Raw genomic sequence first — 12,920 nt, 5'->3', positions numbered from 1 at the left:
TATACAACACACGTAGATATGTTAATAAATCTATATATTCTTACACTGTATCTACATTTAATTATTTAATAATTTCGATGTGGTTAGTATAGCAATTTAAATCCTACTCGTATAATAGTTTTTATATATCCATGGATATAACTTTAAACTATAGCAAGATAAGAGTAATTACATTTAGCTATGCCAAGTACATAAAAACGGTACTAAGATGATTCCCCGTACTACTAGGTAATATACCTAATAGGTACAATCAAACTTAGTACCGTTATAAATATCGCTCTATATAATAAACAATCTAATCAAAATCAAAAGATTCAATTATAAAGTTGACGTTGTTTGCTCCACAGAAATAGTTACAGGTGCTGATAATTTAGCCTCTAACCAAGCTTTTATTCGTTCCGAATCTGCATCAGATACAGTGGACGCGGTATGGATAATCACCATATAGCGATTCGCTTTAGGCTGTTCTAAATTATCTATCAAAGGCATGCCTTCCACTCTGCTTACAAACGGGAATAACGCCTTTGCTTCAGCTTCTGTCGTTTTCATAGTGTTTATAGTTTCACTTACTAGTTGATAAGTCGGCTGGTACAGATTACTCAAGTTTGTATATTTTTCATGATCCTCCGAGGCTTTATTCAAGCTCGTCTTATCCACAGCAGATTTTTTCTCATCTACACTATTAACAAATCGTACTGCATAAGACTGCAAATACTCGTCTTTCTGTAATTTATCATCCAACTGGGATCGTTCCTCTGAAGTCACAGGAGCTCCTACAACTACTATATCTACTAGCTTATTCACTCGGTCCAATGAATAATCAATCACTAGTCGACGCCCATCTTGATTAATATTGGTCTTAATAAACTGCTCTATATGATTTGACTCAGAATACTTGATGGTCATATCATAGCCTGCATAAATGCTTGGTATAGCCATAATAAGACCAATCACAAGAAATATTAGCTGATTACGACGATTAATCTCTTCTGCTTGCTTATGGGATGGCAAACTATATACACCTTTTAAAACTATAAAAGATGCAAAGAAGATGAAAAATGCATTTATAAAGAATAGATACCCAGCCCCAAAGAAATAATGCCAATTTCCATTAGCCAGTCCATATCCTGCCGTACACAGTGGTGGCATAAGTGCAGTCGCAATCGCTACCCCTGGTATGACATTATCTAAGGTCTTACGCGTTTGACCAATAATCCCAGCTAACCCACCAAATATAGCAATGAATACATCAAAAATATTCGGTTCTGTACGCGCTAATAGTTCAGATGTAACTGTCTGAACGGGGGAAATATAAAAATATAAAGCAGATGCCAAAACAGCAATCGTAATCTGTAAGGACAATCTTAAAATAGCACTTTTCACAACTGTAAAATTAAGCGTAGCGAAGCCAAAGCCAGTTGCTAGAATCGGTCCCATCAACGGCGATATAAGCATAGCACCAATAATAACGGCTGTACTATTCATATTCAACCCAATAGAGGCAATAAACATGGAGAGGATCAGGATAACCAAAGCAGGACCCTTAACCTTAGCCCCACCTATCAACCTTTTAGCAATAGTTGCATCATCGGCTCGTTCAAAATGTATATCAAAGTATTTATTTAGTTCCATTCTTCTACCTCATAATTTCATCAAATCTGCAAAGGTGCCCACATTTACAAACATATATTGTGTAGTCTTTAACATTTGCACCATCAAAATGGCTCCCGTGCCTTCGCCCATCGACATTTGTGCTTGTATAGGAACCATGTCTTGAGTGATTCCCACCTCAGCCAAAGCCAATTCCGTGCCTTTTTCTTTAGACTGATGCGATGGTAATGCATAGTCCACAACACGAGCGTTTATATGTGCTGCACAAGCAGCTGCTACAGCTGTAATAAAACCATCAATGACAAAAGGCTTTTTAAAATCTGCACAAGCTAGCATGGCTCCAAGAATAGCCGCAATATCAAAACCACCTACATGAGCTACGATTTCACGAACTCGGTCTGATTCACTTTCAGAACCAATATTAGCCTTGTGCTTGTCTAATACAGAACGTACAAAGTCAACTTTTCGTTTCATCAAATCTGGTTTATCTGGCCAGGAACCAGGACCCACGGTTTCCGTCGGATCAGCCCCCATCAATGCAGACAACACACACGCAGAGGTCGTCGTATTCCCTAACCCCATTTCACCAAAGGAGAACAGATTGATTCCTTGTTCTACATAATGCTGAACCCGTTCATAGCCAGCTTGAAAGGCTCTATTAAATTCATCGTCAGTCATGGCAGCATGGTGCAAAATATTCTTTGTTCCCCTCGCTACTTTGCGATTTACGCCGATACCATCATCTGAGGCAATGCCTACATCCACGACCTCATAAGGAATATTGTTAAAGTTGCAAAATTGTGTGGCTGACGAGCGACCTAATAACATATTACGGGATTGCTTTTGTGTCACCTCATAGTTATAGCCCACATAGCCTTCTATATTGCAACCATTATCGGCAGAAAATATGATATGCTGTGGTCGAATTTCACCATTAATCTCGCCCCATGCCGTACAAATCTTACGGAAATATATTTCCCATAAACCAAGACCACCTGGGATAAGGCATTTTGGTTGGAGAAATTTATTTAATTGTTTCTCTATCGGTAATACTGACTTATCTTTCATTTTATTCTCTAATCCGCACCTAATGTGCCAACTAGCCTTCTATTAATTCGATATTATTCTATCTGAAAGTATAACATAAAATGTATATCTAGTAATGTGACTATTATTAGTTTTTAGAAGTATAATTTAATTTTGAAATATAGTATTCTAACGGCATTATTTCTAATCGAAATTATCATTACACAATTACAACCACTCTAGTAAATAAAAAAGGTTATCCCCTTACAGGATAACCTTTTTATACTATATAATGATGTATTTCTTACGCTTCTTTTCCCTCTAGAGTTAAGCACCTTGGAATTGAGGCATATCGTCGCCGCTAGAATCGTCCAATTTGCCTTGAAGGTCATGGTCAACCATGGCACATACAGATGCATCAGACCATACGTTTTCAGCGGTTTCAATCATATCGATAATCGTATAGATTGGCAAGATGATACCAAGCAAACCAATTGGTGCACCGATGGAACTCATCAAGGATAAGGTTAAGAAATAACAACCCATTGGAACGCCCGCATTACCAATCGCAGCGAGAACAGCAATAAATAACCAAGCCACCATTGTGCCCATAGTCAATTCCATTCCCGCATTTTGCATTACGAATAAAGATGTGACAAGAATGAAAGCTGCGCAACCATTCATATTAATAGTTGTACAAATTGGCAATACGAAACGAGCTACTGCAGGATGAGCTTTCAAATTATCCTCAGCAGATGCCAATGTAACAGGCAAAGTTGCAGCAGAAGATTTTGTGAACAACGCAACAGCTACGGCTGGAGACATTTTGCGGAATACGTCCACAGGGTTCAAACCGCGGAATAACAAGAACAATGGAATTACGATAAAGAATTGGATCAAGTTACCACCGATAACAACAGCCGTATATTTACCTAAAGCACCAACAATTACGCCCGCTTCAATTTGTGCAGATAATTGACCTGCAAAGGCGAGGATACCGATTGGCAATACATAAAGTAATGCTTTAATCAATGTAAATAGTAATTCTTGTAAACCGAATAAGACTTTCAACACCGCTTCGCGATTTTCAGTACGTGGCATGAACGCAAAGGCTAAACCAACGGAAGCAGAAATAAACATTACAGACAATACATTGGCTTGTAAGTATGGTTGCAAAATATTGTTTGGAATAACAGATAAGAAATGATCATAATACGTAACATTGCCAAGTTTTTCAGGCACTTGAGCTGCACCGGCACCGATTACATCAAGTGGTAAATTACCTGGTGCAATCCATAGGAATAAGCCAAGTCCTACAGCTGCCGCACAAACTGTAGTAAGCAATGTATATACTACAGCATGGCCAAAGATACGGCCTGTATCCTTTTTAGCACCTAGCATGGATAATGTTGTAATTACCGCTAAGGATACGGTTGGAATTGCGATAAATTGGAACAAACGTGTAAAGACCGCTGCAATAAAGTTAAAGAGCTCATTTAAAGCCGGAATATGTTGCCATCCTAAGATAGCACCAATGATGAGTGCCCCCATCCATAAAATGAACTGACGCAATTTACCTTGGCCACGACTTTTTAAGGTAATCTCTTGCGCTAAGGCATCCACATTTTTGTTGTTTTGATCTGCCATAATAACACCTCTCTACAAACTAAACTACTAGAGACTAAAAAAAGAAATCCCAGCCCTAGGGCTGGGACAGTGAATATCCGAGTCTCTCTTTAATTCACATTATAGAGATATGATTTAAAATTGTCAATTCCAATATTTGAACACATTATAATATATTCAAGTATTATTTCAATTTTTTATAGACATTCTAATAAAAACTAATGATACATATCTATATCTACAGTAATCATTCGCGTTCGCTCTGGATTAAACATAAAGTAAATGACTCTAGGCTGGTCATGATCAAAGTTATTGTAAATAACATATACTATATATTTCTCAGCTGATATCCGAGTACTATAATAATCTTCCTTAGGATTATCACCGACACTCTGTGTACCATCAATTACCCAGGGAAATAATTTCCAGTTTTGTCGTTGAACGATAATAATCTCATAATATTCATTCACGTCACTAACTAATAAATTTCTATCCTTTGGATATGTAAATGAATTGAGTGCTTTAAAGGTACTATCATTTTTCCTACCATTTACAAACGAATACCAAGCATGAGATTTAACAGTTTCCTCATACTGTGAAATAGTACCTTCATCACCATCTAATACCAAGCAACTATAACTTCCACCCAATCCAATTACCTCAGCAGAAGAAACCACTTTCAAGCTCTCTGGTAAAGACTTAGGTGTTTGTAATGGAGACGGAATATACCCTGCTTTAGATGAGGGCCATGTAGAGTGCCACTGTTTTGTATCATAATGAGATACCCCTATAGCAGAAAATGCTAAAGTAACAGCTAATGTAGGAAGCATACACAAAAAAAAGATTACATAAAAATATGTTAAAAATCTTTTTCGTATAGCTTTCTCACTATCGATTACTCCACATTTTTCAAACAATAACACAATCGTAGCTACTAACAAAATCAGATAGTATAACCCAGAATATGATATCTCATCCGAAAACAAAAATGTTAGTACCCAAAGAATTATAAAGAACCATATACTTTTTCTATATGGAGGCTCAGTAAACAAATTCTTTAAATACATTAAACACTGTCGCATATACACTCTCCACAATCGAATTTGTAAAAGTCTTAAGTATTTTAATTCGACTGATAAAACACAGCTCGAGTTCCATCATCATTGATTAACAATTCTACAAAATGAGGCCTTTTTATATCACCATTGTCTACAAATACATATAGTCTATGATTACGAACGGAGCTAGTACTTTGATTAACCACCGTTTTTGTTTCTTTTCTAGGTGCAAAGCGCAACCATTCAACAAAATCTCGCTTAGGTAGATTTATTGGCTCTTCATTTATACTTTCAATAATATTATATTCACTCGGATGAGATATTGACGTTTTTCGTTCTCCCGTATTTAAATCGCGTAAAACACCATGCTTATCGATTTGTACTTGATAAGTAGCTTGTGCCTTTGCAATTTTCTCATACTGTGCAATAACTGCAGGGTCCCCTTCTAAAACGGTATATTTCGTAGGATATGCACCCGCCCAAGCTAAGTCATCACCAGATGCTGAGGCTCTAATAATCCCTTCTGGAAGTACACTAGGACGCTTTAATCCTTCTGGTAATTCATCACTATCAGGCCAACCACGTTTCCAATCCATTGTACTAAACTCAAAACCATCAGTTTGATCACGAGTCGTTTGAGTATCATATTTAAGCCAATCAGCTACGAGCCAAGATATACAAAGGGTTATGACAACAAACAAACCACAAGCCAATCGATTATAGGCTCTTTCAGATATAGTTCGTTTCTTAAAGCGACCATATTGCAGTAACACACTCAATACTATAGCTATACCAAAAACCATGTATGTAATAGGCGCTATATTAAATAGGGTTGCCACAACTGCAAACAACATACATAGCATAACCGTTAATAGGCCATAAAATCCTTGAAACAAAACTCTCTCCTATCATGACAATACTTAGAACATTTTCTTATACAACATTTCTATATCTTCCCGACTCACGTCGGCCACTGTATTAGCAATATTCCCGGTAGCTACAACGTATACGTTATCGACGAGCCAAGGAATGTCTTTTTTCGTTAAGCCTAGTTCTGTAAGGTTCGTGGTAAGATCCAGGTCATGTACAATCAAACGTAATGCTTCACCTAGTTCGGAGCCATCTCCATGGTTGAATATACGAGCTAAGGCACCAAACTTATCAGGGTTTGCACTCCATGTATATTCCACTGCAACAGGTTCAATAACGGCAAGGCCTACACCGTGAGTAATATCCTTAAGCCCACTTGCAGGATGTTCCATGCCATGAGCAAGTGTTACACCGGCGGTATTAATAACCATGCCTCCAATTGTGCTAGCCAATGTAACGGACTCCCAAGCTTTTGTAAGTTGAGTTTCGTTGAGAACAGCTGATTTACTTTCAGCCTTTGCTTTCACATGTTTATATAGAGGCACAAGATATTGTGCTAACAAAGTTACAGCATAATGAGCTAATGCATCGGTAAAAGGTTGTGCCGTTTTAGAGGTATACGCCTCGATATTATGACAGAGTGCATCAAAGCCCACAGATGCCAATACATGAGGAGGCATAGTGCCCATTACAGCAGGGTCTACAATGGATACCTTTGGTACGATGGCATTACATCGCAAGGATTTCTTGTCTCCTGTTTCGGGATTAGTAAGTACACCAAAGCCATTACCTTCGGAGCCGGTGCCACAGGTTGTAGGAATTACAATAAGAGGCAACGCCTTATCACTGGTTTTACGATTAAAGATATAATCGTTAATGTCACCTTCGTTAACGGACATAAATGCAATGCCTTTTGCACAGTCCATGATAGAGCCGCCACCGATGGCAATGACCATATCACAGCTTTCAGATTTAGCTAAAGCAGCGCCGTCCAATGCAGTCGTTGTTAAGGGATTAGCATCCACTTGATCAAACAACACATGTTCAATATGTGCCGCATCAAGTTTTGCTGTCACACGGTCATATAGTCCAGATTTTTTAGCACTTGTCCGCCCTGTTACGATGAGTGCTTTATTGCCATAAGGCTTAACAAAATCAGCAACACTATCGACTTTATCCCAACCAAATTGGATATGTACTGGTAAAAAATAAGAGAACTCCATGTGAACGACCTCTTTTCTATAAATACTAGCTCTTAATGTTATTGTAATGTATATTCAGACGCCTGTAAAACCTCATAGGACTTTCACTAGAAAACATGTATACTACAGATAAGAGGGGGCATTTATTTTTATAAAGGGAGAGAATCTATGAAATCTGCAATTACACATTTATGGTTTTCGCTGCGTGACCTAGCAACGCAGTCACCTATATTACTGGCATTAATTGCCGTATTTTCATGTACACCGTTTTATCTAGAGCAAGATTGGTTTGCCGATATAGACCTTTGGTTCTATGGGCTGTATTTCTTCATCGTCATACTACAATCATATATAACACGAGATCGAAAGTTCTCCATAGTATATACATTATTAAGCATAGGTATCAGCGTTGGTCTATATACGATTCATGAAACGTACCATCACATACGAGGCATCGAGCTAGCCACAGAAAACATATCATATCTATGGCTGTACTCTATGATTGCTCTATATTTTACATCGCCTGGAGAATACTACATCGGCGAAATCATCAATCGCCTGAAACGGATTGGTATTACCATTGTTACATCAACACTGTACAATGTCGTCATAATCATGACTCTATGGTTTTTCTTCATCATTCTGAACAAACCATTTACCTTTGATGATCTAATCTTTAAAGTACTAGCCGCTATTAATATTTTTATCTGTATGTCCATGCTGTGCACTTACAAAGAGGAGCCTGATGGACCACCAGAACCAAATACATTCTATAATGTTGTTTTTGGAATCATACTACCAAAAGCTTCCATCATTACAGGTATTCTAGCTAATATCTACTTGGTATTGATCCTCTTAGGCCTCCGTGAAGATGCACGGTTCCTTTACACATATTATCCGTATGTAGCCATTTTCTATCTATTTTACTTGGCTAGTTTCAGGTCTAGTGAAAGCAGCAAGACACAAAGGATCCTATGTTTCTTATTTATTACGATTACAATATTGTGTTTAATCCTGATTGGCAAGCGCGTAATAAATGAGCCCGTACTCTGGCTCAATACGATTTACGTAGCCGCATTCAATCTAATCTTCTTAGCACATAACGTATATTCCTTTGTAAAACGTTTGACTCCATCGATCCATACAACGATTATGGCACTCGCCCTAGGCACAGTCCTTTTAATGCCTTTTATCGGTTACACATCCCATCGAGAGTTTACAAACTATACGAAAATTGACGGTCAATGGCACGTATACTTGCCTATTACAGAAACATTTAACCCTGATTTTACAGATTACGGCAGGACGATTATACAGGGGGATTCTTCAAAATCAGGAGCAACGGAAATATATAAGGAACGAAATATTCAGTTTATCAGCTTTACGGCCGTTGAAGAACCGCATGTTATTTCGCTTGTAGGATATAATAAATTCATTTCTAACATCGAATTAGAAGTACGTGAGCCTGCTGATAGTACAGCTGACATACCAACAGCATCCTATGAATCTATCAATTTTAGATTCATCAATGAAGGTCTTGATTTAGAGGTATCTCTACCCAATGGTGTGACCGAAGTTCATCATATATATGAAAAATTCCTCACTGTTCCAAAAACGGCTTCAGATTCAGTCATTATAGAAGGCACGGGATACAAACTCTTAATCCACTCCTACTACGCATATCAAGACAGCGCACGAAGAATTATTTTTAGCGTATTATATAATTAATTATGAAAGCTAGTAATTTAAGGCATCTTCAGCCATATCGACATTTTTTGTAAAACTATATTAAAAAATTTCCAAATGTCAATATTGAATATATAGATTTTTTTCGCTATAATCGTAACATAATGTATAAGCCAAATAAGAAAACTACCATATATAGTAGTTTTCTTATTTTTCTGATTAGACTCAACTTAAAGATAATTTATATAATTCATTCTAATCTTATATATGCTTATACGACTATATTAACAGTTTTATGACTTTTTGCTCTCAAGGGGAACAGTAATGGAGATTATGATCAAGAAACGGGATGGCCATTTCGAGCCGTTGTCCGTTGAAAAAACGAAACGAATGATAGCCTTCGCATGTTTGGGGTTAGATTCTTGTGATCCACTAGAATTGGAAATGGATGCGAAGTTGCAATTCGTTGATGGCATGACTACTAAAGAAATTCAAAAGACTTTAGTCCAAACAGCTATCGAAAAAGTTATATCTAAAAAAGACGACGGCTTCGGCAACCAAGTTAATAAAATGAACCAAGATTGGCAGTTCGTAGCAGCCCGCCTATTCTTGTTCGATCTCTATAAAGAAGCCGCTATTACTCGTCGTTACAAAGCATTTGGCTACGGAAACTTCCCAAATCTAGTCAACATGCTTGTAAAAGAGAAAAAATACACAGACTTCTTCGTTACAGAGTACACCGCTGACGAATTGCAAGAATTAGGCGATTACATCAAACCTAAGCGCGACTATCTCTTCAACTATGAAGGTCTCAAATTATTGGCTGACCGTTACTTGGTAAAAGGTTTTAACAAAGAAATCTTTGAATTACCTCAAGAACGTTTCATGGCTATCGCAATGCACTTAGCTCTTGTAGAAGGGAAAAACAAAGTAAAATATGCTAAGAAATTCTACGATTTGATGAGTCAACTAAAAATGACGACAGCTACCCCTACGTTGGCAAATGCGGGCACGCCATTCCATCAACTGTCCTCTTGCTTTATCTCTGGTGTAGACGACAACTTATGGTCTATCTACGACGTAAACAGCAAGTTCTCTCGCGTATCTAAACACGGTGGTGCGCTTGGTATCTACCTTGGCAAGGTTCGTGCATTGAACTCCGATATCCGCGGTTTTAAAAACTCCTCTGGCGGCGTTATTCCTTGGATCCGCTTGTACAATGATACAGCTGTTGCGGTAGACCAATTGGGTAAACGTAAAGGCGGCGCTACAGTAACACTTGATATTTGGCATAAAGACTTCTACGAATTCGTAGAACTTCGTACAAATAATGGTGATGATCGTCGCAAAGCGCACGATATCTTCCCTGCTATCTCCGTTCCAAATATCTTCATGGAACGTATGTTAGCTCGTGAAAACTTCACCCTCTTCGACCCTCATGAAATCTTGGCTGTAAAGGGCTATTCCTTAGAGGACTATTACGATACTGATGACAATAAGGAATTCACAAAACGTTACCTCGAATGTGAACAAGATCCTAACTTACACGGCATCGAAGTACCAGCATTAGATATGATGAAAAAAATCATGCGCTCCGCTGTTGAAACTGGTACACCATTTATCTTCTTCCGCGATACTGTAAATGCTGCAAATCCTAACAAACATGCAGGTATGATTTACGCATCCAACTTGTGCCACGAAATCGCACAAAACGTTGGCTTCACTAACCTTGCTGAAGAAATCATCAACGAAGACGGTACTATCACTACTAAAACAAACACAGGCGATATGGTTACATGTAACTTGAACTCCATCAGCCTTGGCCGTATTACGGACGAAGAATTAGAAGAAAACATTGCCCTTCAAATTCGCATGTTAGACAATGTTATTTCCATCAACCAAGCACCAGTACCAGAATCTCGCATGACTTCTGATAAATACCGTGCTATCGGTCTTGGTACGTCTGGTTACCACCACTACCTCGTAAACCACGATATCCAATGGGAATCCGATGAACATATCGAAGTAGCGGACAAATTATTTGAAAACATCGCATTCTATGCGATTAAAGCTTCCATGGAGCTTGCTAAAGAAAAAGGTGCGTACCCTGCGTTCAAAGGTTCCGAGTGGGAAACTGGTGAATATTTCACACGTCGTGGCTACACATCTGATCGTTGGAAACAACTCGCTGCAGATGTTGCAAAATACGGTATCCGCAACGGTTACTTGATGGCCGTAGCTCCTACAGGTTCTACATCCAACATCGCTAATACAACAGCTGGTATCGACCCTATCTTCAAAAAATTCTTCATCGAAGAAAAGAAAGGTTCTTTCACACCAAAAACGGCACCAGATTTAAACGACAAAACATTCTGGCTCTACAAAGAGGCGCATACAATCGACCAACAATGGTCCATCAAAGCTTGTGGCGTGCGTCAACGTCATATTGACCAAGCACAATCTTTCAACTTGTATATCACGCCTCAAATGAAAGCGAAAGAAATTCTTGACCTTTACGTAGAAGCCTACAAACAAGGAATCAAAACTATCTACTACATCCGTAACCAATCCCTTGAAATGGATGAGTGCACTAGCTGCTCCTCCTAATATTGAAAATATAATTGCTATATTTTGCAAAACCTATTCACTATAAATAGAGAGTACCGATTTCGAGAAGGATACTTTCACCAGCACTATAAATCTGATGACGACCTATAGCCGTATAGGTCGCATCATTGTATAAAGGAGTCCTACTATGGAGAAAAAACTGATTTTCAACGAACATGGTGAACGTGGCACGCAATCTATGATTGGCGGCAACACAACAAACCTTCGCGAATGGAACCGTATCAAGTACGACTGGGCAAATCAAATGTACCGTACAATGCTCAACAACTTCTGGATTCCAGAAGAGATTTCCTTGAACGAAGATGTTAAACAATTCCCATACTTAACAGATTACGAGCGTCGTGCCTTCGATAAAATCATTGCGTTCTTGAACTTCCTTGATTCCATTCAATCTGAAAACTTGCCTAATTTGAGCCGTTATATTACAGCATCTGAAGTGGCATCCTTATTGAATATCCAAGCATTCCAAGAAGAAATTCACGCTCAAAGTTATTCCTACATTTTGGATACTGTAACAAATCCGATTACACGTGACAAAATCTATGACGAATGGCGTACAGACAAAACATTGCTTGAACGTAACCGCTTCATCGCCGATGCATACCAACGTTTCAGCGATGATCCTAGCGAAGCAAACCTTATTCATACAATCATCGCTAACTATATCTTAGAAGGCATCTACTTCTACTCTGGCTTCAGCTTCTTCTACACATTAGCACGCCAAGGTAAGATGACAGCTACATCCACAATCTTCAAATACATCAACCGCGATGAAGTAACTCACCTCGTATTATTCCAAAACATCATTCGCGAGTTACGTCGTGAACGTCCTGACTTGTTCACACCTGAACTAGAAGCGAAAATTACGGACATGATTCGCCAAGGTGCAGAGAACGAAATCGCTTGGGGTCAGTACATCACTGATGATAAAATCCTCGGCCTTAACAATGTTCTTATCGAACGTTACATCAAATACCTTGCAAACATCCGCTTAGAAGCAATCGGCTTGCCTCATCTATATCCTGAAATCAAGGAAAACCCTATGGAATGGATTGAAAGCTTCTCCAACTTGAATAGTACAAAAACTGACTTCTTCGAAGCAAAAGTTACAAACTATACAAAAGCGGCAGCATTTGACTTTGACGATTTAGAATAATAGACGTTATAAAATACAATATCTAGGGACGTACGGGCCAATAGAAAAGAGCTAATA

General features: G+C 38.4%; 9 protein-coding genes. 3 read left to right on the top strand and 6 right to left on the bottom strand.

Annotated features, from left to right (window positions below; translation table 11 throughout):
* Positions 1 to 318 precede the first annotated feature (318 nt).
* The 6 genes from KHY58_RS06470 to KHY58_RS06445 all read right to left on the bottom strand — a co-directional run bounded on the left by KHY58_RS06470 (position 319) and on the right by KHY58_RS06445 (position 7,414).
* Positions 319 to 1,632 (bottom strand): DUF389 domain-containing protein, encoded by a 1,314-nt coding sequence (locus KHY58_RS06470; RefSeq protein WP_008602314.1) that lies wholly within the window; start codon positions 1,630 to 1,632, stop codon positions 319 to 321.
* Positions 1,633 to 1,641: 9 nt separating this feature from the next.
* Positions 1,642 to 2,679 carry a nicotinate-nucleotide--dimethylbenzimidazole phosphoribosyltransferase gene (locus KHY58_RS06465; protein WP_024060229.1) on the bottom strand — a complete coding sequence of 346 codons (1,038 nt, stop codon included), beginning with the start codon at positions 2,677 to 2,679 and terminating at the stop codon, positions 1,642 to 1,644.
* 285 nt (positions 2,680 to 2,964) lie between these two features.
* Positions 2,965 to 4,284, bottom strand: coding sequence for a dicarboxylate/amino acid:cation symporter (locus tag KHY58_RS06460; RefSeq protein WP_024060228.1), 1,320 nt, complete (start codon positions 4,282 to 4,284; stop codon positions 2,965 to 2,967).
* Between the two features lie 197 nt (positions 4,285 to 4,481).
* Positions 4,482 to 5,345 (bottom strand): hypothetical protein, encoded by an 864-nt coding sequence (locus KHY58_RS06455; RefSeq protein WP_278472586.1) that lies wholly within the window; start codon positions 5,343 to 5,345, stop codon positions 4,482 to 4,484.
* 41 nt (positions 5,346 to 5,386) lie between these two features.
* A complete protein-coding gene (locus tag KHY58_RS06450; protein ID WP_221741227.1) occupies positions 5,387 to 6,217 on the bottom strand; it encodes a hypothetical protein in 831 nt (276 codons plus the stop codon).
* A gap of 24 nt (positions 6,218 to 6,241) precedes the next feature.
* A complete protein-coding gene (locus KHY58_RS06445) occupies positions 6,242 to 7,414 on the bottom strand; it encodes an iron-containing alcohol dehydrogenase (RefSeq protein WP_278472583.1) in 1,173 nt (390 codons plus the stop codon).
* Positions 7,415 to 7,561: 147 nt separating this feature from the next.
* On the opposite strand from KHY58_RS06445, the gene KHY58_RS06440 reads away from it, so the two are divergent.
* From KHY58_RS06440 to KHY58_RS06430, 3 genes are all read left to right on the top strand, one after another.
* Positions 7,562 to 9,121: a hypothetical protein gene (locus tag KHY58_RS06440; RefSeq protein ID WP_278472581.1), complete on the top strand. Its 1,560-nt coding sequence runs from the start codon at positions 7,562 to 7,564 to the stop codon at positions 9,119 to 9,121.
* 282 nt (positions 9,122 to 9,403) lie between these two features.
* Positions 9,404 to 11,686, top strand: coding sequence for a ribonucleoside-diphosphate reductase subunit alpha (locus KHY58_RS06435; RefSeq protein ID WP_278472579.1), 2,283 nt, complete (start codon positions 9,404 to 9,406; stop codon positions 11,684 to 11,686).
* A 148-nt stretch (positions 11,687 to 11,834) separates the two neighbouring features.
* Positions 11,835 to 12,863, top strand: coding sequence for a ribonucleotide-diphosphate reductase subunit beta (locus KHY58_RS06430; protein WP_004694963.1), 1,029 nt, complete (start codon positions 11,835 to 11,837; stop codon positions 12,861 to 12,863).
* Positions 12,864 to 12,920: the final 57 nt, after the last annotated feature.

Source organism: Veillonella parvula, from assembly GCF_018366295.1.
GTDB lineage: Bacteria > Bacillota > Negativicutes > Veillonellales > Veillonellaceae > Veillonella > Veillonella parvula_P.
The sequence above is the reverse complement of the archived record's forward strand: the minus strand, read 5'-3'. Positions and strand labels throughout refer to the sequence as shown.

Coding starts and splice junctions, on each gene's coding strand:
- KHY58_RS06465 (WP_024060229.1), bottom strand. CDS start 2,679: ATGAAAGATAAGTCAGTATTACCGATAGAGAAACAATTAAATAAATTT.
- KHY58_RS06430 (WP_004694963.1), top strand. CDS start 11,835: ATGGAGAAAAAACTGATTTTCAACGAACATGGTGAACGTGGCACGCAA.
- KHY58_RS06460 (WP_024060228.1), bottom strand. CDS start 4,284: ATGGCAGATCAAAACAACAAAAATGTGGATGCCTTAGCGCAAGAGATT.
- KHY58_RS06445 (WP_278472583.1), bottom strand. CDS start 7,414: ATGGAGTTCTCTTATTTTTTACCAGTACATATCCAATTTGGTTGGGAT.
- KHY58_RS06440 (WP_278472581.1), top strand. CDS start 7,562: ATGAAATCTGCAATTACACATTTATGGTTTTCGCTGCGTGACCTAGCA.
- KHY58_RS06435 (WP_278472579.1), top strand. CDS start 9,404: ATGGAGATTATGATCAAGAAACGGGATGGCCATTTCGAGCCGTTGTCC.
- KHY58_RS06470 (WP_008602314.1), bottom strand. CDS start 1,632: ATGGAACTAAATAAATACTTTGATATACATTTTGAACGAGCCGATGAT.
- KHY58_RS06455 (WP_278472586.1), bottom strand. CDS start 5,345: ATGCGACAGTGTTTAATGTATTTAAAGAATTTGTTTACTGAGCCTCCA.